The organism is Ruegeria sp. AD2(2025), from assembly GCF_056542385.1.
Window position 1 is genome coordinate 914,142 of sequence record NZ_JBQFZS010000001.1, and the last position, 20,017, is coordinate 934,158.

General features: G+C 60.0%; 20 protein-coding genes. 10 read left to right on the plus strand and 10 right to left on the minus strand.

The genetic code is table 11. The features are described 5' to 3' along the window. Positions 1-4 precede the first annotated feature (4 nt). From ACR1XV_RS04545 to ACR1XV_RS04555, 3 genes are read right to left on the minus strand one after another with little or no spacing between them, the layout of a single operon-like run. Positions 5-526, minus strand: a complete 522-nt coding sequence (locus tag ACR1XV_RS04545; protein WP_480529154.1) for a gamma carbonic anhydrase family protein — start codon at positions 524-526, stop codon at positions 5-7. Then, positions 523-1,164, minus strand: a complete 642-nt coding sequence (gene gmk, locus ACR1XV_RS04550; protein ID WP_480529155.1) for a guanylate kinase — start codon at positions 1,162-1,164, stop codon at positions 523-525. The genes ACR1XV_RS04545 and gmk overlap by 4 nt, the downstream gene beginning before the upstream one ends. A 16-nt stretch (positions 1,165-1,180) precedes the next feature. Continuing rightward, entirely contained in the window at positions 1,181-2,071 is an 891-nt protein-coding gene (locus tag ACR1XV_RS04555) for a YicC/YloC family endoribonuclease (protein WP_480529156.1), read from the minus strand. 286 nt (positions 2,072-2,357) lie between these two features. On the opposite strand from ACR1XV_RS04555, the gene ACR1XV_RS04560 reads away from it, so the two are divergent. Then, entirely contained in the window at positions 2,358-2,978 is a 621-nt protein-coding gene (locus ACR1XV_RS04560) for a PAS domain-containing protein (protein WP_480529157.1), read from the plus strand. 55 nt (positions 2,979-3,033) lie between these two features. Here ACR1XV_RS04560 and ACR1XV_RS04565 read toward each other — a convergent pair whose 3' ends face one another. Further along, positions 3,034-4,404 (minus strand): class II 3-deoxy-7-phosphoheptulonate synthase, encoded by a 1,371-nt coding sequence (locus ACR1XV_RS04565; RefSeq protein ID WP_480529158.1) that lies wholly within the window; start codon positions 4,402-4,404, stop codon positions 3,034-3,036. Positions 4,405-4,573: 169 nt separating this feature from the next. On the opposite strand from ACR1XV_RS04565, the gene ACR1XV_RS04570 reads away from it, so the two are divergent. Further along, complete coding sequence (locus ACR1XV_RS04570) at positions 4,574-5,578, plus strand: GlxA family transcriptional regulator (RefSeq protein WP_480529159.1); 1,005 nt, start codon at positions 4,574-4,576, stop codon at positions 5,576-5,578. Here ACR1XV_RS04570 and ACR1XV_RS04575 read toward each other — a convergent pair. After that, a complete protein-coding gene (locus ACR1XV_RS04575) occupies positions 5,575-6,669 on the minus strand; it encodes a PQQ-dependent sugar dehydrogenase (RefSeq protein WP_480529160.1) in 1,095 nt (364 codons plus the stop codon). The two genes, ACR1XV_RS04570 and ACR1XV_RS04575, sit on opposite strands and share 4 nt — an antisense overlap. A gap of 172 nt (positions 6,670-6,841) precedes the next feature. Between ACR1XV_RS04575 and ACR1XV_RS04580 the strand changes: the two genes are divergently transcribed. The 7 genes from ACR1XV_RS04580 to ACR1XV_RS04610 all read left to right on the plus strand — a co-directional run bounded on the left by ACR1XV_RS04580 (position 6,842) and on the right by ACR1XV_RS04610 (position 13,005). Then, positions 6,842-8,023, plus strand: a complete 1,182-nt coding sequence (locus ACR1XV_RS04580; protein ID WP_480529161.1) for an ABC transporter substrate-binding protein — start codon at positions 6,842-6,844, stop codon at positions 8,021-8,023. A 127-nt stretch (positions 8,024-8,150) separates the two neighbouring features. Beyond that, positions 8,151-8,939: an ABC transporter ATP-binding protein gene (locus tag ACR1XV_RS04585; RefSeq protein WP_480529162.1), complete on the plus strand. Its 789-nt coding sequence runs from the start codon at positions 8,151-8,153 to the stop codon at positions 8,937-8,939. Further along, positions 8,936-9,766, plus strand: coding sequence for an ABC transporter ATP-binding protein (locus ACR1XV_RS04590; protein ID WP_480529163.1), 831 nt, complete (start codon positions 8,936-8,938; stop codon positions 9,764-9,766). Before ACR1XV_RS04585 ends, ACR1XV_RS04590 begins: the two co-directional genes overlap by 4 nt. Before the next feature lie 2 nt (positions 9,767-9,768). Continuing rightward, entirely contained in the window at positions 9,769-10,242 is a 474-nt protein-coding gene (locus tag ACR1XV_RS04595) for a hypothetical protein (protein WP_480529165.1), read from the plus strand. Beyond that, on the plus strand, positions 10,242-11,252 hold the full coding sequence (locus ACR1XV_RS04600; RefSeq protein ID WP_480529166.1) for a branched-chain amino acid ABC transporter permease: 1,011 nt from the start codon (positions 10,242-10,244) through the stop codon (positions 11,250-11,252). The genes ACR1XV_RS04595 and ACR1XV_RS04600 overlap by 1 nt, the downstream gene beginning before the upstream one ends. After that, positions 11,249-12,562 carry a branched-chain amino acid ABC transporter permease gene (locus ACR1XV_RS04605; protein WP_480529168.1) on the plus strand — a complete coding sequence of 438 codons (1,314 nt, stop codon included), beginning with the start codon at positions 11,249-11,251 and terminating at the stop codon, positions 12,560-12,562. The genes ACR1XV_RS04600 and ACR1XV_RS04605 overlap by 4 nt, the downstream gene beginning before the upstream one ends. A gap of 230 nt (positions 12,563-12,792) precedes the next feature. After that, positions 12,793-13,005, plus strand: a complete 213-nt coding sequence (locus ACR1XV_RS04610; RefSeq protein WP_480529169.1) for a hypothetical protein — start codon at positions 12,793-12,795, stop codon at positions 13,003-13,005. Positions 13,006-13,042: 37 nt separating this feature from the next. Here the strand turns inward: ACR1XV_RS04610 and ACR1XV_RS04615 are convergent, their stop codons facing one another. After that, on the minus strand, positions 13,043-14,590 hold the full coding sequence (locus ACR1XV_RS04615; RefSeq protein ID WP_480529170.1) for a helicase HerA-like domain-containing protein: 1,548 nt from the start codon (positions 14,588-14,590) through the stop codon (positions 13,043-13,045). A 449-nt stretch (positions 14,591-15,039) separates the two neighbouring features. On the opposite strand from ACR1XV_RS04615, the gene ACR1XV_RS04620 reads away from it, so the two are divergent. Then, positions 15,040-15,621 carry an invasion associated locus B family protein gene (locus tag ACR1XV_RS04620; protein ID WP_480529171.1) on the plus strand — a complete coding sequence of 194 codons (582 nt, stop codon included), beginning with the start codon at positions 15,040-15,042 and terminating at the stop codon, positions 15,619-15,621. A gap of 56 nt (positions 15,622-15,677) precedes the next feature. Here ACR1XV_RS04620 and ACR1XV_RS04625 read toward each other — a convergent pair whose 3' ends face one another. From ACR1XV_RS04625 to ACR1XV_RS04640, 4 genes are read right to left on the minus strand one after another with little or no spacing between them, the layout of a single operon-like run. Next, positions 15,678-16,886: a beta-ketoacyl-[acyl-carrier-protein] synthase family protein gene (locus tag ACR1XV_RS04625; protein WP_480529172.1), complete on the minus strand. Its 1,209-nt coding sequence runs from the start codon at positions 16,884-16,886 to the stop codon at positions 15,678-15,680. Between the two features lie 9 nt (positions 16,887-16,895). Then, positions 16,896-17,153 (minus strand): acyl carrier protein, encoded by a 258-nt coding sequence (locus tag ACR1XV_RS04630; protein ID WP_480529173.1) that lies wholly within the window; start codon positions 17,151-17,153, stop codon positions 16,896-16,898. Between the two features lie 32 nt (positions 17,154-17,185). Then, positions 17,186-18,277 carry a UDP-3-O-(3-hydroxymyristoyl)glucosamine N-acyltransferase gene (gene lpxD, locus ACR1XV_RS04635; RefSeq protein ID WP_480529174.1) on the minus strand — a complete coding sequence of 364 codons (1,092 nt, stop codon included), beginning with the start codon at positions 18,275-18,277 and terminating at the stop codon, positions 17,186-17,188. Positions 18,278-18,313: 36 nt separating this feature from the next. Further along, on the minus strand, positions 18,314-19,909 hold the full coding sequence (locus ACR1XV_RS04640; protein WP_480529175.1) for a L,D-transpeptidase family protein: 1,596 nt from the start codon (positions 19,907-19,909) through the stop codon (positions 18,314-18,316). Between the last annotated feature and the right edge of the window lie 108 nt (positions 19,910-20,017).

A 20,017-nucleotide genomic window follows, 5' to 3' on the forward strand; every position in this document is an offset into this window, starting at 1 on the left:
GGTCTCAGACCGACCGCAGCTTTTCACGGAATGTGTGAATATGGTTCTGATAGTGCAGCGCGGTCTGCGTCAGCCGCTTGGCCGCCGCCTCGTCCAGTTGCCGCACCACCTTGCCGGGCTGACCCATGACCAGCGAATTATCGGGAATTTCTTTCCCTTCCGTAATCAACGCCCCTGCCCCGATTAGACAGTTCCGACCGATCCGGGCCCCGTTTAAAACGATGGCTCCCATCCCGATCAGCGAGTTGTCACCGATGGTGCACCCATGCAGCATAGCCTTGTGACCGACCGAGCAATTCACCCCGATGTTCAGCGGATATCCCGGGTCGACATGCATCACGCAATGTTCCTGCACATTGCTGCCCGTTCCGATACGTACCTCTTCATGATCCGCGCGGATCGTCGTGCCGAACCAAACCGAGGCGCTCTGTTCCAGCACGACCTTTCCGATCAGATTGGCATCGGGCGCGACCCAGGCTTCGGCATGTATCTGCGGTTCGTACTCTCCCAAAGCGTAGATGGTCATGACTGCCCCTCAAATTCCGTTTGCAGCGCGCGGATGTGGTTTTGCAGACGCGGCTGCTGGATGCGGCGCATCCGTTCGGCGGCGACGATGGTTTTCAGCTTTTCCTCGGTGGCATCCAGATCGTCGTTGATCAAAACATAATCGTAATAGCCCCAGTGGCTGATCTCGTCCCAGCTTTTCAGCATCCGCTTGGCAATCACATCTTCGCTGTCCTGCCCCCGGTTTTCCAGCCTGCGCCGCAGTTCGGGGATTGAAGGCGGCAGGATGAAGATCGACAGTGCGTGCTTGCCCAAATCCGAGTTTCGGATCTGCACTTCCCCCTGCCAGTCCACGTCGAACAGCACGTCACGGCCCTTGTCGATCGACTCGCGCACCGGCTCGGCGGGTGAGCCGTAGAAGTTGCCGAAAACGTGGGCGTGTTCCAGCATCTGACCGTCGGCGACCTTCTGTTTGAACGCGTCCTCGGACAGAAAGTAATACTCGCGCCCATGTTCCTCGCCCGGGCGCGGTGCACGGGTGGTGGCCGAGATCGAGAACTCCAGATCGTTGTCCCACTGCATCAACCGGCGCGCCAGCGTGGACTTACCCGCACCCGAGGGCGAGGACAGGATGATTAATAGACCCCGGCGATCTGCCATGTGTTTGCCCCCGTTCCTATTCGACGTTCTGAACTTGTTCACGCATCTGATCGATCACCGCCTTCAGTTCCAGCCCGACAGCCGTCAGCTCGGCATTCTGCGATTTCGAACACAGCGTATTGGCCTCGCGGTTGAACTCCTGCATCAGGAAATCCAGCTTGCGCCCGACCGGCCCGTCCTGATCCAGCAGCGCCCGCGCGGCGGTGACATGCGCGGCCAGCCGGTCAATTTCTTCGGTGATGTCGGCCTTGACCGCGATCATGGCCAGTTCCTGCGCGACGCGATCGGCATCCACACCCTGCGCATTGTCCACCACGCGCGCCAGATTGTCCCTGAGCGTCTGCGCCATCTCATCCCGCCGCTGCTCGGCCAGATCGGCCGCGGTCTTGGTCAGTTGTGCAATCTGATCCAGTTGGCCAGCCAGAATCCCGGCCAGCGCCTGACCTTCGGTCTTTCGCATGTCGAGGAACGCGGCCAGCAGACCGCCGAATTCGGACTTCAGCTGCGCGACCAATGGCGCGGGATCGTCGTCTTCGCTGCCCGCCTCAAGCATACCCTTCAGCGTCAGTAGATCGCTGGCGCTTGATCCCTTCAGTTCGATGCCGCGTTTGCCCGCCATCGCCTCGGTCTGGGCCAGCGCATCCAGAGCGGCCTCCATCGCGGATGCATTCAGCTTGATGTCTGCGGTGCTCTCTTCCCGGCTCAGTCGCAGCGACAGGGTGACGTTGCCCCGGCTGACCTGTTTCGACAGATCGCCCCGCAGACCGGCCTCAAGCCCGGTCAGCCAGTCCGGCACGCGCAGGCGCATATCCAGCCCCTTGCCGTTCACGCTGCGCAGTTCCCAGCTCCAGCTATGAGGGCCAAACGCCCCCTTGCCTGAGGCGAAACCGGTCATGGATCTGATCATGCCTGCCCTTTCCGTCAAAACCGCTCGCCGCACCTAATGCCATTGGGCGGCGGGGGGCAAGACCTTGCTCATTGTCCGGAGAATTCTCGGAAGTTAACCATTCGTTAAAGAATTGCTCCAAAATTGTATTAACCCATGCCAATTTAACAGTCGGAAACGCTGGCGGATTTCGGATTTGCCCATTAGACGGCATTTTAGGAAAATCGCGGCCGATTGACGGTAGGGTGATGATATGAAAAGTTTTTTCGGGACTGGCTCTGGCTCAGAATTTGGAAAGATCGTCGCAATGGACCGATTTGACAGCGGGCGCAGCCTGTCCCCAATCCGTCAGGCCGAAGCCTATTGGACCGCGCTTCTGACCGGCGAAGGCGTGCCCCTGCGGTCGCAGGTTGATCCGCGCGGTTTGGAAAATGTGCTGGAATATACCTTCATCCTTGAACGCATCGCGCCCGGGCTGGCGCGGTTTCGGCTGGCGGGAAGCCATCTGAACAAGCTGGCCGGGATGGAAGTGCGCGGGATGCCCGTCACCGCCTTTTTCAACCCGAATGCACGGGACGAGATCAAATCGCTGCTGGACCGGGTCCTGACCGCCCCCGCCGTGGCCGAGCTTGGGCTGACCTCGAAAGGTAAGCTGGGGCGTGCCAATCTGCAGGCCCGCATGATCCTGCTGCCGCTGAAAAGCGATCTTGGGGATGTCAGCCGGGTTCTGGGTGTGATGGTCAGCGATGGCACGATCGGTGCCACGCCGCGCCGGTTCGCCATAACCGACCAGCGGGTGCGCGAGGTGTCAGACCTGCAGCAACCGCCGAAACCCGCCCGGCAAGAGGTTGCGGGGTTCGCCGAAAGCCCGAGCGAGTTCACGGGCCCCTCGCCCCATCTAAGGTTAGTGTCATCACGCGACGATTAAAGAAAAACGGCGGGCCATAGACCCGCCGTTTCCTTAACTTTACAAACGCCGAAGATCAGCTTGCGGCGCGTTTGCTCCGGTCGTTGCGCAGATTGGTGAGTTCTTCTGCAACAAGGAACGCCAGTTCCAACGCCTGCGAGGCGTTCAGGCGCGGGTCGCACGCGGTATGGTAGCGGTCTGACAGGTCCTCTTCCGTCACCGCCCGCACGCCGCCGGTGCATTCGGTCACGTCAAGACCGGTCATCTCGAAATGTACGCCGCCGGGAATGGTACCTTCGGCCTGATGCACGCCAAAGAAGTCGCGCACCTCGCGCAGCACGGAATCAAAGGGCCGGGTCTTATAGCCGGTGGCCGATTTGATCGTGTTGCCATGCATCGGGTCGCAGACCCATGTCACTTTGGCACCCTCTTCCTTGACCGCTTTGATCAGACGCGGCAGATGCTCTGCCGCTTTGCCTGCACCGAACCGCGCGATCAGGGTCATGCGACCCTCTTCGTTGTCGGGGTTCAGTTTGGACATCAGAACCTTGAGGTCCTCGGCGCTGGTGGTCGGGCCACATTTCATGCCGATCGGGTTCAGAACGCCGCGCGCGAATTCCACATGCGCACCGTCGGGTTGACGGGTCCGGTCGCCGATCCAGATCATGTGCCCGGAACCGGCCAGCCAGTTGCCCGAGGTCGAATCCAGTCGGGTCAGCGCCTCTTCGTATTCCAGCAAAAGGCTTTCGTGACTGGTGTAGAACTCGACGGTCGAGAACTCATGCGTAGTATCCGCCGTGATCCCGGCGGCCCGCATGAAATCGATCGTGTCCTGAATGCGGTCAGCGATTTCCGAGTATTTCCGGACATCCTGGCCGCCCGCAAAGCCCAGCGTCCAGGAATGCACCTGGCTCATATCCGCAAAACCACCGGTCGAGAATGCGCGCAGCAGGTTCAGCGTCGCGGCGGCCTGAGTATAGGCCTGCAGCATCTTGCCCGGGTTGGGAATGCGCGCCTCGGGCGTGAAGGCCAACTCATTGATGATGTCACCGCGATAGCTGGGCAGTTCCACGCCATCAATCACCTCGGTCGGGGCGCTGCGCGGTTTGGCGAATTGGCCTGCCATGCGGCCAACTTTGACCACGGGCACCTTGGCACCAAAGGTCAGAACCATCGCCATCTGCAGCATCACCTTGAACGTGTCGCGGATCGCATCGGCGCTGAATTGCTCAAAGCTCTCGGCGCAATCGCCGCCTTGCAGCAGGAACGCCTCGCCACGACCAGCGGCCCCTAGATGCTGCTTGAGCCGGCGCGCTTCGCCCGCAAAAACCAGCGGGGGATACTGTGAAAGCTGCGCCTCGACTTTGGCCAATGCGGCCGCGTCGGTATAGTCTGGCATCTGAACCCGGGGCTTGTTGCGCCAGTTCGTTTTTTGCCACTCGGTCATAGCTTGAATCTCCGCTGAGGTATTTCAGGGGGTCTCTATACAAAAAGCAATGATGAGAGACCATATCCCATTTGCGCCTCTTGACGCCGCAAACAAGCTTTGAGCATGTTGACGGGCAAGTCTGCTGCCGCAGAACACCCGGCAAGCACCGAATCAAGGACAATTCACAATGCAAGAGCAACGCCAAGTTGTCACAGTGGAAAACGACACAGCCAAGCCGAATAACTTCGTATTTGTCTTGCTGGATAAGTTCTCGCTGCTGTCTTTCGCCTCGGCGCTGGACAGCCTGCGTATCGCCAACCGCATGGCCAACCGCGATCTATATACGTGGACGTTGGCGGGTGAAGGTGGCGAGGTGGTGCATTGCTCGGCGGGAACCACGTTCAAGCTGGATGCGGATCTGTCCGAGTTGCAGCGCGACGAGGTCATCATGATCTGTGGCGGTGTCGACGTTCAGGCCGCGACCACGAAACGGGTGCTGAACTGGCTGCGGCGCGAGGCCCGCAAGGGTCTTAAGATCGGTGGCCTGTGCACCGCCGCCTATACTCTCGCCAAGGCCGGATTGCTTGAGGGCAAGCGCGCTACGATTCACTGGGAGAATTCAGACAGTTTCGCCGAAGAGTTCGATACGGTCGAACTGACGAAGTCCGTGTTCCAGGTGGACGGGAACCGGATGACGACGGCCGGCGGCACCTCGTCCATCGACTTGATGCTCAAGCTGATCGCCGATGACTATGGCGAGGACCTGGCCAATGCGGTCGCAGATCAGATGATCTATTCCTCAATCCGCACCGATCAAGACACGCAGCGCCTGTCGACACCCACCCGTATCGGAGTCCGGCACCCCAAGCTGAGCCAGGTCATTCTGATGATGGAGAAAAACATCGAGGAACCGATCTCGCCATCGGTTCTGGCGAAGGATGTGGGCATGTCGACCCGGCAGTTGGAACGCCTGTTCCGCCGCTACCTGAGCCGCTCGCCCAAGCGCTACTACATGGAGCTGCGCCTCCACAAGGCGCGCAACCTGCTAATGCAGACCGACATGAGTGTCATCAACGTAGCACTGGCCTGCGGTTTTGCGTCGCCCAGCCATTTCTCGAAATGCTACCGGGCGCATTACAACACCACGCCCTATCGCGAGCGTGGGGCGCAAGGCGGGCGGCTGTCGGTTTAGCCGGGCGTCATCCTGTAAACCGCTCCCTGCCCGACCGAGATGAACCAGATCGACCCGTCCCGGGCTTCCACGATGTCACGGACGCGTTCGGTCTCGGGGGCCTTGATCTGTTCGGCTTCACGCAGCGGCGATCCGGCCAGCCGGGCGATGTAGTCGAATTTCAGAGAGCCGACGAAGACATCACCCTTCCACTGGGGCCAAAGCCTGCCTGAATAGACCATCAGCCCCGAAGGTGCGATGGATGGGTCCCAATAATGCGCCGGCTGCTCCATGCCGGGTTTCGAGGTGCCCTCGCCGATCTTCTGGCCTGAATAATGCGTGCCATAGGAAATCACCGGCCAGCCATAATTCGCGCCGGGCTTGATCAGATTGACCTCATCGCCGCCACGGGCCCCGTGTTCCGACACCCAGAGCCGCCCCTGCAGGTCAAGCCCCGCGCCCTGCGGGTTGCGGTGGCCATAGGACCAGATTTCCGGCCGGATGGCCGCGTCGCCGACAAACGGGTTATCCCCCGGAACCGAGCCGTCCCGGTTGATCCGGATGACTGTTCCCATGTGATTCGACCGATCCTGAGCCGAGGGCCGATCACCCCGGTCGCCGATCGTGACAAACAGCGTTCCATCATCGGCCTCCACCACGCGCGAGCCAAAGTGCCGCCCGGTTGAACCACCTGGAACCGCCTCGAATATCACACGCAGATCGCTCAGGCGGTCCGCGCCTTGGGCCAGGCGCGCCACGGCGACGGCTGTTCCCGCACCGCCGCTTTGCGGTTTTGCGAAGGTCAGGAAAATCTCTCGGCTTTGCCGAAAATCCCGCGCAATGGTGACATCCAGCAATCCGCCCTGCCCGTTGGCCTGAACTTTGGGCGTGCCCTTGATCCTCTTGGCCCCGCTGTCGTCGACAAGCAAAAGCGTGCCGTCACGTTCAGTTACGACAAAGCTGCCATCCGGCAATACGCCGACCGCCCATGGAGTGTCCAATCCGCTGACCATCTGCGTCACACGCACCGGTCCGGCAGATGTCTGCAACACATTCGCCATGGCCGCCGCGGACCAGAATGACACAATGAGAATCGCCAGTGTTCTGAGCATGTCGGACCTCCCGCCTGGGCTCATGGTCGCCCACAACGGGCCAACCCTATCAGAACAAATAGAATTGCATCGCACAAAGACACGTTTGCGTTAGGACTTTTCTTTTCCGAACAGCTTGCCTAGGGTCATGCTCAGAACGAAGACGTTCATACAATAAACAGGGAGTAACCATATGAAAAAGCTGCTGACTGCTACTGCAGCCACTGCCTTGCTGGCGGGCACCGCAATGGCCGAAGATGTGAAACTGGGCGTGCTGTTCGGCTTCACCGGCCCGATTGAATCGCTGGCGCCAGCGATGGGTTCGGGTGCCGAGATGGCGATGGCCGAGGTCACCGAATCCGGCAAGCTGCTGGATGGCGCAACCGTCACCGGAACGCGCGCCGACACGGGCTGCATCGACAACGGTCTGGCCACCTCGAACGGTGAGCGCATGATCGCTGACGGCGTTGCCGGTATCATCGGCGGTGACTGCTCGGGCGTGACTGGCGCGATTCTGCAGAACGTCGCGATCCCGAATGGCATGGTGATGATTTCTCCGTCGGCCACCTCGCCCGGTCTGTCGACCATGGAAGATAACGGCCTGTTCTTCCGCACCGCCCCGTCGGATGCGCGTGAAGGTCAGGTGATGGCAGACATCCTGAATGATCGTGGCATCAGCTCGATCGCGCTGACCTATACCAACAACGACTATGGCAAGGGTCTGGCGGACGCGATCCAGTCCTCGTTTGAAGCTGCGGGCGGTGAAGTGACCATCGTTGCTGCGCACGAAGACGGCAAGGCCGACTATTCGGCTGAAGTTGGTGCGCTGGCCTCGGCCGGTGGCGACATTCTGGTTGTTGCGGGCTATCTGGATCAGGGTGGTCTGGGCATCATCCAGTCAGCGCTGGACAGCGGTGCGTTTGACACGTTCGGTCTGCCCGGCGGCATGATCGGTGACTCGCTGCCCAACAATGTGGGCCCCGACCTGAACGGCTCTTTCGGTCAGATCGCCGGATCGGGTGGTGAAGGTGCTGAAAAGTACTTTGCGATGGCCGAAGCTGCGGGTTTCGACGGTTCGTCGCCCTACTCGCCCGAGTCGTATGACGCCGCTGCTCTGTTCATGCTGGCCATGCAGGCTGCAGGTTCGACCAGCCCGGCAGAGTATGGCGCCAAGATCATGGACGTTGCCAACGCTCCGGGCGAAAAAATCTATCCCGGTGAACTGGCTAAAGGTCTGGAACTGCTCGCTGCAGGTCAGGACATCGACTATGTCGGCGCGTCCGGTGTTGAGCTGATCGGCCCCGGTGAAAGCGCTGGCTCGTATCGCGAGATCGAAGTCACCGATGGCGAGAACAAGACCGTCAACTTCCGTTGATCTGGGGTAAGACGTCATAAGTCCAAACAGCCCGGGCCTTGTGTCCGGGCTGTTTCAATGAGAGAAGGCCGCACCCTTCATACAGGGATGGGACAAGAACGCCGGAAAACGGCGGCTAGGGGAAAAGATGATCGTCGTCGAAGACGTGCACAAGCATTTCGGCGGGTTTCATGCGGTGGACGGGGCATCGCTGGAAATCCAAAAGGGCTCGATCACCGGTCTGATCGGACCGAACGGGGCCGGAAAAACCACTCTGTTCAATGTGATCGCAGGCGTTTTGCCACCGACGTCCGGCCGCGTCTTCATGGATGGTGAGGATATCACCGGCCTGCCCCCGCATGAGCTGTTTCACAAGGGCCTGCTGCGCACTTTCCAGATCGCGCATGAATTTTCCTCGATGTCCTGCCGCGAAAACCTGATGATGGTACCCGGTGCGCAATCGGGTGAAACGCTGTGGAACACATGGTTCGGGCGTAAGCGCATCGCCGATGAAGAACGCGCGCTGAAGGCCAAGGCCGACGAGGTGCTGGAATTCCTGACCATCGAACATCTGGCCGATCACAAGGCCGGTCAGGTCTCGGGCGGGCAGAAGAAACTGCTGGAGCTTGGTCGCACCATGATGGTCGATGCCAAGATCGTATTTCTGGACGAGGTCGGCGCGGGCGTGAACCGGACCCTTTTGATGACCATCGCCGACACGATCCTGCGCCTGAACAAGGAACGCGGCTATACCTTCGTCGTCATCGAGCATGACATGGATTTCATCGGCAAGATCTGTGATCCGGTCATCTGTATGGCCGAGGGCAAGGTTCTGGCCGAGGGCACTCTGGATGAGATCAAGGCGAACGAGCACGTGATTGAGGCTTATCTAGGCACCGGCCTGAAGAACAAAGACAAGCTGGAGGCGGACGCATGAGCGATAACCCCTACCAGGACGACAAGGGCAACAAGGACGCCTCGATCACCAATCCAAAGGGCATGGGCACCATGACCCCGGCCCATCGCACCAGTGGCGAAACCCACTATGTTGGCGGCGGCCCTTTCCTGATCGGCGATACGATGACCGGTGGCTACGGCAAGGGTCCCGACATTCTGCACGATTGCACTATCGCCGTTGATAAGGGTGAGATCGCCGTAATCGTTGGCCCCAACGGCGCGGGCAAATCGACCGCGATGAAGGCCGTGTTCGGGATGCTCGACGTGCGCGCGGGCGCGGTGCGGCTGGATGGCGAAGACATCACCGCGCTCACCCCGCAGGATCGCGTGGTGCGGGGGATGGGGTTTGTGCCGCAAACCTCGAACATCTTCACCTCAATGACGGTGGAAGAGAACCTTGAGATGGGCGCTTTCATCCGCCGTGATGATATCAGCCAGACGATGGAGCAGGTCTATGACCTGTTCCCCATCCTGCGCGACAAGCGCAACCAAGCCGCCGGAGAGTTGTCTGGCGGCCAACGCCAACAGGTCGCCGTGGGCCGCGCGCTGATGACTCAGCCGAAGGTGCTGATGCTGGACGAACCGACCGCCGGGGTCTCGCCCATTGTGATGGATGAGCTGTTCGACCGGATCATCGAGGTTTCGCGTACCGGGCTGCCGATCCTGATGGTCGAACAAAACGCCCGTCAGGCGCTGGAGATCGCGGATAAGGGATATGTGCTGGTTCAGGGGCGGAATGCCTATACCGGCACGGGCAAGGAACTGCTGGCTGATCCCGAAGTGCGTAAGAGTTTCTTGGGGGGGTGAGAATGAAAAGAGTAATTTCTCCTCGGCACTCGGTGCCGACCTTCCTTTCCGCACTTCTGGTTTTCGGAACTCCAACACTGGCTGCGGACCAAAAGCTATCTGAAACAGCGACCAGAATCCTCGCCCAAGGCGGGAAAGTACTCAAGTGTTCGATGTCTGAGGTTTGTGGCAGAGGCAGATGTGCGGAGACTGAGAAACAGGTCGAAATAGCGCTCGGCAAAGTAGGCGGAAATGTTGATGCCAACGACGGGCCAGCTTACTCGTTGCAAAAAGGTAGCTGGATCGAAGCGAAAAGGCATAGTGATGCAACAGGTACCAAAATTGGCGATCAAGTGACGATCGTCTTGCCGGGGTTTGGCGACTCTGTTGCGATGGCGTCAATTGATTTAATTTCAAATGAAATTGCTTATTCCGAGCATTTGTCAGCGACATTTGGTGTATCTACCCACTACGGTTCCTGCGAGGCGGTAAACTAATGGACTTCCTCAACGCCCTTGTGGCGCTCTCCAACTTCGTCCTTGTTCCCGCAATCGCCTATGGCAGCCAGTTGGCGCTGGGCGCTCTGGGGGTGACGCTGATCTATGGCATCCTGCGGTTCTCGAACTTTGCCCATGGCGATACGATGGCCTTTGGCGCGATGATTGCCGTACTGGTCACGTGGGGCCTGCAGGCGGCAGGCGTCAGCTTCGGGCCGCTGCCGACCGCCCTGCTGGCCCTGCCCTTTGCCATTCTGGGCTGTATCGTTCTGGTGCTGATCACCGACCGGCTGGTTTACAGGTTCTACCGTGAACAGAAGGCAAAACCGGTCATTCTGGTGATCGTGTCAATGGGCGTGATGTTCATCATGAACGGCATTGTTAGGTTCATCATCGGACCGGATGACCAGCGCTTTTCGGACGGTGCGCGGTTCATCGTCTCGGCACGGGATTTCAAGGCGATGACCGGGCTGCGCGAGGGGCTGGCGATCAAGACCTCTCAGGGCATTACCGTGATCGTGGCCGTCGTCGCGGTGGCGCTGCTGTTCTGGTTTCTGAACAAAACGCGCACCGGCAAATCGATGCGCGCCTATTCGGATAACGAGGATCTGGCGCTGTTGTCCGGCATTAACCCCGAGCGTGTGGTGATGATCACATGGATCATCGTTGCTGCGCTGGCGACCACGGCGGGCGTGCTGTACGGCCTCGACAAAAGCTTCAAACCTTTCGTCTATTTCCAGCTGCTGCTGCCGATCTTTGCCTCGGCAATCGTGGGCGGCATCGGTAGCCCGCTGGGGGCGATTGCAGGAGGGTTCATCATCGCTTTCTCAGAGGTCACTATCACCTATGCCTGGAAAAAAGTGCTGACCTATCTGGCACCCGAAAGCCTTGAACCTTCCGGATTGGTGCAGTTCCTGTCGACCGACTATAAATTCGCCGTCAGCTTCGTGATCCTGCTGATTGTTCTTCTGTTCAAACCCACCGGTCTGTTCAACGGGAGAGCGACATGACTGAGCCCCTCAAGAATACGCTGCTATTTGTCGTCGTTGGTGGTCTGATCCTGCTGACCGGTTTCACCCAAAGCTGGAACGCCGCGATCCTGATCCTGAACATGGGGCTGATCTCGGCCATCATGTCGATTGGGGTGAACCTGCAATGGGGCTTTGCGGGGCTGTTCAACGTCGGTGTCATGGGCTTTGTCGCGCTGGGCGGACTGGCGGTTGTGCTGGTTTCAACCCCGCCAACGCCCGGAGCGTGGTCGGCGGGTGGCTTTGGCGTCGCGCTTGCCCTGCTGCTGGGGGCGGCCACGGTTGTGGCTGCGGTGATGGTAGCGCAGAAGATGCCCAAAGGGCGTGTGCAGACGCTGGCGATCATCGGTATCCTTGTCGTCGGGTTCTTTGTCTACCGCACGATCTTTGACCCCAGCATCGCCGCGATCGAGGAAATCGATCCCGCCGTGGCGGGCAATATCGGAGGCCTGAACCTGCCGGTTTTGTTGGCCTGGCCCGCCGGAGGGCTGCTGGCTGCAGGGGCTGCGTGGCTGATCGGCAAGACCGCCTTGGGCCTGCGTTCAGACTATCTGGCGATTGCGACGCTGGGCATCGCCGAGATTATCATCGCCATCATGAAGAACGAGGACTGGCTGGCCCGAGGGGTCAAGAATGTCTACGGCATTCCCCGCCCGTCGCCTGTGGTCGGCTATGAAGTCGAGCTGCAACAGGACCCCTCGTTCATCGCGCGGGCCGATTGGTTCGGGCTTGATCCAGTCACGGCCTCGACGCTGTCGGTCAAGCTGGGCTATTCGCTGCTATTCGTGATTGTGCTGCTTCTGCTGCTGTGGATGGCGCAGATGGCGCTGAAAAGCCCATGGGGCCGCATGATGCGCGCCATTCGAGACAATGAGGTCGCGGCCGAGGCGATGGGCAAGGACGTCACCCGACGCCACCTGCAAATCTTCGTTCTGGGATCCGCCATCTGTGGCATCGCGGGTGCGATGATGACCACACTGGACGGTCAGCTGACGCCGGGCACTTATAACCCGCTACGCTTTACCTTCCTCGTCTGGGTGATGGTGATCGTTGGCGGATCGGGCAATAATTTCGGAGCCGTTCTGGGCGCGTTCCTGATCTGGTTCCTGTGGGTTCAGGTCGAACCCATCGGCCTGTGGCTGATGAACCTGATCACCGCCGGAATGCCCGATGGGAGCGCACTCAAGACGCATCTGATCGACAGTGCGGCCCATATGCGGCTGTTCACGATGGGCCTGATTCTGCTGATTGTTCTCAGATTCAGCCCAAGGGGGCTGATCCCCGAAAAATAGGTCGAAATCCCGGAAAAATTCCCCTGCCGCGCCGGAAATCGGCGCGGTTTATTGTCGGGCAACTCGGAACGGTCTAAACCCCGGGTACCGCGATTCACCACATCGCAACCGTGCCTCGATACGATCGAATCCTGGCACGGCGTTTTAACGATCTGCCAGTTTATCAGGATGAGAGCATCGTAATCGCAATGAAGAAACCACTCAGATTTTTTGCAGTCGCAGTCCCGCTTGTGGCCACGCTGACCGCGTGTATCCCGTCGCCCGAGGACCTTGAGACCACTCCGGTCAAGGTCCAGACACCCAAGGGCGTCGTGACCTGCCAGCTTTACCGGCAGGACCGGGTGACCTGGGATCGTGCAATCGACTTCCCGGCGACCAAGATGTCTGTGCCTGAGGCTGACAATTACTGCCGCCAGGAAGGCCAGCGCCGCCTGAAACGCTGATTGCTATGGCACCCTTTGAAGGGTGCCAACAACCAGCTTAGCGGTTGCGGAACAGGCCACCCAGAATGCCGCGCACGATGCGGCGGCCGGTTGTACCTTTGAGCTCTTTGATCACCGCCTCGCTCATCGCGGTGGCAAAGGTATCCTTCTTGCGTGTCACACGGGACGATGAACGTCCGACGCGGCGGCCTGAATATCTACGAGCCGAGGCGTATTCGCGTTCCATCGGGCTTTGCTGTTCCAGCATGTCGTCCGATTCAGCCTCGGCTGCGGCCTGCGCAGCTACGTCGGCTCGCGCCTGCAGGATCTCGAAGGCCGACTTCCGATCCACCCGAGTGCCGTATTTGGTCTGCATCGCCGATGCATCCATCACCGATTGCCGCTGCGCGTCCGTGATCGGCCCCAGCTGAGAGCCAGGCGGTCGGATCAACGTCCGCTCGACCATGCCCGGCACCCCCTTTTTCTGCAGCATCGACGTAACCGCCTCACCCACGCCGACCTCACGGATGACGGTTTCGGTGTCAAAGCTGGGGTTTTCACGATAGGTCTCGGCGGCCATGCGCAGGTTCTTGCGGTCGCGCGCGGTGAAGGCGCGCAGGGCGTGTTGCACGCGATTGCCCAACTGCCCGAGGATATCTTCGGGAATATCGGCCGGATTCTGGGTAATGAAGTAAACGCCAACCCCTTTCGACCGGATCAGCCGCGCCACCTGTTCGACCTTGTCCACCAGCACCTTGGGGGCGTCCTCGAACAGCAGATGCGCCTCGTCGAAGAAGAAAACCAGCTTGGGTTTTTCGGGATCGCCGACTTCGGGCAGTTCCTCGAACAACTCGCTTAGCAGCCACAGCAGGAAGGTTGCGTAAAGGCGTGGCGCACCCATCAGTTTGTCCGAGGCAAGGATGTTTACCATCCCCTGCCCGGCCTCATCGGTCCGCATCAGGTCCGATAGTTCCAACGCCGGTTCGCCGAACAGGTTCGTGCCGCCCTGATTCTCCAACACCAGCAAGCGCCGCTGAATCGCGCCGATCGAGGCGGTCGAGACATTACCATAGCGCAGCGACAGCTGCGCCCGGTTCTCGCCGATCCAGACCAGCAGCGCTTGCAGGTCCTTGAGGTCCAGCAGCGGCATCCCCTCTTCATCGGCCACGCGGAAGGCGATGTTCAGGATACCTTCCTGCGCCTCGCTGAGTTCCAGAAGACGCGACAGCAGCAGCGGCCCCATCTCGGTCACTGTGGTGCGCACGGGATGGCCCTGTTCGCCGAAGAGGTCCCAGAAAGTCACCGGGCACGCCGCGTAAGAGAATGTATCGAACCCGATCCGGCTCGCCCGGTCCTGAAACGCCTGATGCAGCTTGTGATCGACGCTGCCTGACGCCGCAAGCCCGGACAGATCACCTTTGACATCGGACAGAAAGACCGGAACACCGGCCTGCGAAAACCCCTCGGCCAGTATCTGCAGGGTCACGGTTTTGCCGGTGCCGGTCGCGCCGGCGATCAGACCATGGCGGTTCGCGTATTTCAGCGACAGCCCCTGCGGCTCGCCATAATCTTGCCCACCGCCGCCGATGAATATCTTGTTGTCCATTGAAAACCTGTCCCAAATTCTACCGATCTGCTGCCAGCATACAAAGTTAACCTTTGCCTGCGAGACTAAATCTCGTCTCTTTTCGGTACAGCCGGAAGGGGCAAACTTCCTCCCTGTTGACTGGCCGTGCCTTCGGGCACGGCTCTTTTTAGGATTATGGCGAAAAACCGGACTCTGTGGATCACTTTCTGCCGGTTAGGAGTTGACCCCCGGGTTCCCCTTTCGTAACGTCTGCGCATAACTAAGTCGGCCAGTCCGACGGGGAGAAAAAATTCACGAAGGGAGCCGCTCCACCGGCTCCCTTTGCTTATTGGGGATGGCGGTAGCCTCTACCGCCTGATTGGGCGGAATTTCGTTCAATTTCCCACCTGATAACCTGTTTGACCCTGACACCGTCGATTTGCGATGATAGAGGGAACAAAAAGCTGGATCAGCAAGATGAGGCATTCATGATCAGGAAACTTGTCCCCCTCACCATGGTGGCAGCCGCAGCCCTGTGCGGCGCCGTTTATGCGCAAGAGGCCGAACAGACAACCGAGGCCGAAAACGGTCTGGATTTGGGCCAGGCAGGCCCGCGCGTTGGCGAGCAGTACATCAAGGAAGAAACCGGTGACTGGAACATCTCGTGCATCAAGTCCAACGGAGATGAAGACCCCTGCGCGATGGTTCAGATTCTGAACAACCAGCAGGGCGATCCGATTGCCGAGATATCCATTGGCAAGTTGCCGGAAGGTGGCGCAGCCGTGGCCTGGGCCAATGTGGTGGTTCCGCTGGAAACGCTGCTGCAGGCGCAGCTTGCCGTTTCGGTCGATGGTGCGCCGCGCAAGCTTTATAACTATCACCACTGTGTTCCCGTTGGTTGCGTCGCGCAACTGGGGCTGACGCAAGGGGATATCGATGCGATGAAATCGGGCTCGAAGGCGGTTATGTCGATTGTGCCGGCACGTGTGCCCGATCAGATTCTGAACATGGAAATGTCGCTGAGCGGTTTCACCTCGGCGTTTGACGGGCTCAAGGTTTCCGTGAACTAAGATAGCAGACGCTAGAAGACCAAAGCCGCCGCGTTCGCCCGACGGCTTTGTTGTTTTCAGACCCGCTTCAACGCCAGCACCGCGTTGAGGCCGCCAAAGGCAAACGCGTTGCTCAGCACCACGTCCACCTTGGCCTCGCGCGCCGTGTTGGGCACAACGTCCAGCGCGCATTCGGGGTCGGGTTCTTCATAGCCGATGGTGGGCGCGATCACCCCGTCACGCAGGGCCATGATGCAGGCCAGCAGTTCGACCGCGCCGGTGCCGCCGATCAGATGACCGTGCATCGACTTGGTGGACGAGATCATCAGCTCATCCGCATGAGGGCCAAAGACATCCGCAACGGCGGCGCACTCTGTCTTGTCATTGGCCGCCGTGCCGGTCCCGTGCGCGTTGATATAGCCCACATCGCTGGCATTCAGTCGGGCGTCCTTCAAAGCGCCGGCCATCGCGCGGGATGCCCCCTGCTTGCTGGGCATCACGATATCTGCGGCATCCGATGACATGGCAAAGCCCACAACCTCGCACAGGATATCGGCACCGCGCGCGCGGGCGTGTTCGTATTCTTCGAAGACGAAGATACCGGCACCTTCGCCTTGCACCATGCCATTGCGGTTGGCGCTGAACGGGCGGCAGGCGTCCTTCGACATGACCCGCAGCCCTTCCCACGCCTTGACACCGCCGAAGCACAGCATGGATTCCGAACCACCGGTGACCATCGCAGGCGCGGCCCCGCTACGCACCAGTTGGAACGCCTGCGCCATTGCATGGTTGGATGAGGCACATGCGGTCGATACCGTAAAGCTGGGGCCCTTGAGATTGTGCTCCATCGAGACATGGCTGGCCGCCGCGTTGTTCATCAGCTTTGGCACGACAAACGGATGCACGCGGTTTTTGCCGTCCTCATAGACTGAGCGATAGTTGTCGTCCCAGGTCGACACGCCTCCACCCGCTGTGCCCAGAACGACGCCCGAGCGGGCGGCCGTATCGCCCGAAAGCACGATACCCGACTGTTCGACGGCTTCTTTCGCTGCGGTCAGAGTGAATTGGGTGAACCGGTCGTACAGCGTCATCTGCTGACGGTTGAACCGGCCCTCGGCCTCGAATCCGCGCACCTGACCGCCGATCTTGATCGACAGGCGGTCGACATCCCGAAACTCCAGATCGGAAATCCCGCAACGGCCCTCGCGCATCGCCTCCAGCGTGTCGGGCACCGAATGACCCAGCGAGTTGATGGTGCCCGCACCCGTGATGACAACGCGTTTCATGGCCCGGTGTCAGACCTTTTCCGCCACAAGCTTTTCGATACCCGCGATGATCGCGGCGACATTGGTGATGTCGAAATCGCTGGCCGTCGGTTCGTTGGCGTTGAAGGGCACCGTGATGTCGAACTCTTCTTCGATGGCAAAGATGCTCTCGACCAGACCCAGACTGTCGATGCCCAGATCTTCGAGCGTGCTGTCGGGCGTCACATCCGAAGGCTCCAGCACGGCCTGCTCGGCAATGATTGCAATGACGCGGTCGCTGATGCTCATGTCGATCCCCTGATTTTCGCGTTGGGGATGATTTAATCGTTCGGGGACTGTTTGAAAACAGCCTTTTTCAGCGCCTCGACGTCACGGGCCATGCGGGGCAGACGGCGTTGCGATTTATATATCTCGGTATGGCTTTCCATCTTGACGCCGGGATAGCCCATGATCACGCGACCCGCGGGCACATTTGACAGAATCTTGGTGCCGCCGCCGGAAATCACCCCGTCACCGATGAAGATGTTATCGACCACACCGGTCTGCCCACCCAGAACCACGTTATTGCCAATCTCGACCGACCCGGACACGCCGGTCAGCCCGCACAGCAGGCAGTCGTGCCCGACACGGGTATTGTGGCCCACATGCACAAGGTTATCCAGCTTGGATCCGCTGCCGATCACCGTATTGCGGATCGTGCCATTGTCGACGGTACAGTTCGATCCGACCTCAACGTCATCACCGATCTCAACCGCACCCAGAGAGTGGATGCGCAGCCAGCTTTGCGCCTTGGCATCGCCCTGATCACCCAGCGTCTTGCGGGCGTTTTCTGCGCCGGAAACCTCGGGTGTTACATAGCTGAACCCGTCGCCGCCGATACGAGCGCCGGGCTGGGCGGTAAAGCGATCTCCGATCTGTGCCCGCGCACCGATGCTGACCATTTCCCGCAGAAGGGCGTTTTCGCCCAGCACCACGTCCATGCCGACCACGCAATGCGCTCCAATCACCGAACGCGCCCCGATCCGGGCCCGGGCACCGATGACTGCCAGCGGGCCGATGGAAACGTCCGCACCGATCTCGGCGGTCGGGTCAACGACAGCCGAGGGGTGAACACCGGGCTCAATCCCCTGCCCCCGGTCCAGCATCGCAGTGATCCCCGCCATCGCCATCCGTGGACGTTGCACGAAAATGGCGGCCTCAAGCCCCAGCGCTTGCCAATCGGCCCCGTCCCACAGAACCGCTGCCCGCGCAGCCCCGCTGGCCAGTGCTTCGGCATATTTCGGAGACATCGCCATCGCCAGATCGGTCGGCCCGGCATCTCCGGGCTCGGCGGCGCGCAGGATGGTCAGGCCGGTTTGACCGGCGGCCTCGGCCCCGATGGCTTCGGCGATTTGCTCAACGGTGAATTGCATGTCGGGCTTCCTTGGTGGCAGGACTTGCCCCCGTGATTACCCCTGAACGTCCGGCAGGACCACCCCTGCCTTTTGCAACGCCTCCCAAATCTTGGCGTCACGGTTATAGACGTCGCGGCGGTACTGAACCTCACCCTTGGGGCCGATATAGGCGGTGCGATAGATCAAATGCACCGGCACTTTCTTGTCCAGCTTCACGGTAGTCTCTTTCCCGGTGTTCAGCACGCGATGGAAAAACGCCTTGGGGTCTTCCTCCTGCTTGGCCAGCAGCGCATAGGCAAACTCGAACGGTTGTGCCAGACGGATACAACCATGCGAGAACGCCCGCACCTCACGCGCGAACAGGGATTTCTGAGGTGTATCATGCAGATAGATGTTGTACTTGTTGGGGAACATGAACTTCACCAACCCCAGAGCGTTGCTCTGACTCGGCGGCTGGCGCATCGAAAACGGGAAGTTCCGCGCGGTGAACTGAGTGAAATCCACGGCCCCGCGATTCACCTGACGTCCGCTGCGGTCGGTGATCTGGATATGACCAACTGCATTAGGGTTGGACTGTAACTGCGGCAGATATTCCTTGGTGATGATCGAGCGTGGCACATACCAGCTGGGATTGATCACCATATGCTCCATCTCGTCCGAGAATTCGGGGCTACGGCGATCATGGGTGTTCTTGCCAATCACGGCGCGGGTCTCAAACGTCACCAACCCGTCATCGACAATCTTGGCCGAGAAATCGGCCTGATTCACCAGAATGTGACGCTCACCCCGTTCTTCGGGCAGCCAGCGTTCGCGCTCAAGCGCTACAAGAACAGCCTTCAGTCGGTCTGACGCGGGGCGATTGACCTCGGTAATCGTGCCCTTGCCTGCAACGCCGTCGGGCTCCAGCCCATGCGCTGTCTGGAACGCTTGAACCGCCGCGATCAGCGCATCGTCGTAGGCCGGGCTTGCTGTGGGCTTGAGATACCCCATAGCGACCAACCGGTTCCGCAGCTTGATGACATTCTGGCCTGTATCTCCCCGTTCCAGCTTGGCCACGGGAACGGTTGCGCCCCAGCCACCCTGAGCGATCAGGTCTTCGAGCACACGTTTTTGCTTCATCAATGCTCGGTACTGCCGTGTTTGTGGCATCAGGACATGGAAATAGCCTGCCCCCTCTGACGCCGTGAGACGCTCCAGATGCTCGCTGGCCGAGCGCCGCTCGACCTTCCGCACCAACCCGTCATCAATCTGCGACGGCGTGACGGTGCCCGATTGCACATCGCGGGCGTATTTGACGAAGATGCGGCTCATCTGAGCCTCGACCATACCCAGATCGCGGGTTGTGCGGGCCTCTTGCATCTGCGTCAGCAGGGCCTGCACATCGTACCGCGCGGCGGGCAAGCCGTGCAGGTCGGTGGTCGACAACGCCCTGATCAACGCGGCGCGTCGAGCCTCATGTTCCGGAGTCTCACCCACCCAGACCGGATCGAAGCCGCTGTCACGGTAGAACTCCGCCAGCGCAGGGGTCGAGGCCGTCGTCTCGGCAACCGCCATCTGAAAAGCGGTGCCGGTCGTGCCCGCCTGAGCAAAAGTGGAGGACGTCGCCAGAAGGGCAATCAGCAGAGCGCGGGACCGGGAAACAAACGACATGATATGACCTTGGTTATTCAATAACTTGACGCGCACCGCTCGAACGCGTCTGTCGATAATGTTTGGCTACCAGTCGGTTGTCCATTCACAAATACATCACCAAAGCGC

What these genes read in the sequence shown, in the direction of transcription:
- ACR1XV_RS04570 (WP_480529159.1), top strand. Translation starts at nt 4,574, where the DNA reads ATGCAAGAGCAACGCCAAGTTGTCACAGTGGAAAACGACACAGCCAAG.
- ACR1XV_RS04585 (WP_480529162.1), top strand. Translation starts at nt 8,151, where the DNA reads ATGATCGTCGTCGAAGACGTGCACAAGCATTTCGGCGGGTTTCATGCG.
- ACR1XV_RS04630 (WP_480529173.1), bottom strand. Translation starts at nt 17,153, where the DNA reads ATGAGCATCAGCGACCGCGTCATTGCAATCATTGCCGAGCAGGCCGTG.
- ACR1XV_RS04615 (WP_480529170.1), bottom strand. Translation starts at nt 14,590, where the DNA reads ATGGACAACAAGATATTCATCGGCGGCGGTGGGCAAGATTATGGCGAG.
- ACR1XV_RS04625 (WP_480529172.1), bottom strand. Translation starts at nt 16,886, where the DNA reads ATGAAACGCGTTGTCATCACGGGTGCGGGCACCATCAACTCGCTGGGT.
- ACR1XV_RS04545 (WP_480529154.1), bottom strand. Translation starts at nt 526, where the DNA reads ATGACCATCTACGCTTTGGGAGAGTACGAACCGCAGATACATGCCGAA.
- ACR1XV_RS04605 (WP_480529168.1), top strand. Translation starts at nt 11,249, where the DNA reads ATGACTGAGCCCCTCAAGAATACGCTGCTATTTGTCGTCGTTGGTGGT.
- ACR1XV_RS04590 (WP_480529163.1), top strand. Translation starts at nt 8,936, where the DNA reads ATGAGCGATAACCCCTACCAGGACGACAAGGGCAACAAGGACGCCTCG.
- ACR1XV_RS04565 (WP_480529158.1), bottom strand. Translation starts at nt 4,404, where the DNA reads ATGACCGAGTGGCAAAAAACGAACTGGCGCAACAAGCCCCGGGTTCAG.
- ACR1XV_RS04620 (WP_480529171.1), top strand. Translation starts at nt 15,040, where the DNA reads ATGATCAGGAAACTTGTCCCCCTCACCATGGTGGCAGCCGCAGCCCTG.
- ACR1XV_RS04600 (WP_480529166.1), top strand. Translation starts at nt 10,242, where the DNA reads ATGGACTTCCTCAACGCCCTTGTGGCGCTCTCCAACTTCGTCCTTGTT.
- lpxD (WP_480529174.1), bottom strand. Translation starts at nt 18,277, where the DNA reads ATGCAATTCACCGTTGAGCAAATCGCCGAAGCCATCGGGGCCGAGGCC.
- gmk (WP_480529155.1), bottom strand. Translation starts at nt 1,164, where the DNA reads ATGGCAGATCGCCGGGGTCTATTAATCATCCTGTCCTCGCCCTCGGGT.
- ACR1XV_RS04555 (WP_480529156.1), bottom strand. Translation starts at nt 2,071, where the DNA reads ATGATCAGATCCATGACCGGTTTCGCCTCAGGCAAGGGGGCGTTTGGC.
- ACR1XV_RS04580 (WP_480529161.1), top strand. Translation starts at nt 6,842, where the DNA reads ATGAAAAAGCTGCTGACTGCTACTGCAGCCACTGCCTTGCTGGCGGGC.
- ACR1XV_RS04560 (WP_480529157.1), top strand. Translation starts at nt 2,358, where the DNA reads ATGGACCGATTTGACAGCGGGCGCAGCCTGTCCCCAATCCGTCAGGCC.
- ACR1XV_RS04640 (WP_480529175.1), bottom strand. Translation starts at nt 19,909, where the DNA reads ATGTCGTTTGTTTCCCGGTCCCGCGCTCTGCTGATTGCCCTTCTGGCG.
- ACR1XV_RS04575 (WP_480529160.1), bottom strand. Translation starts at nt 6,669, where the DNA reads ATGCTCAGAACACTGGCGATTCTCATTGTGTCATTCTGGTCCGCGGCG.
- ACR1XV_RS04595 (WP_480529165.1), top strand. Translation starts at nt 9,769, where the DNA reads ATGAAAAGAGTAATTTCTCCTCGGCACTCGGTGCCGACCTTCCTTTCC.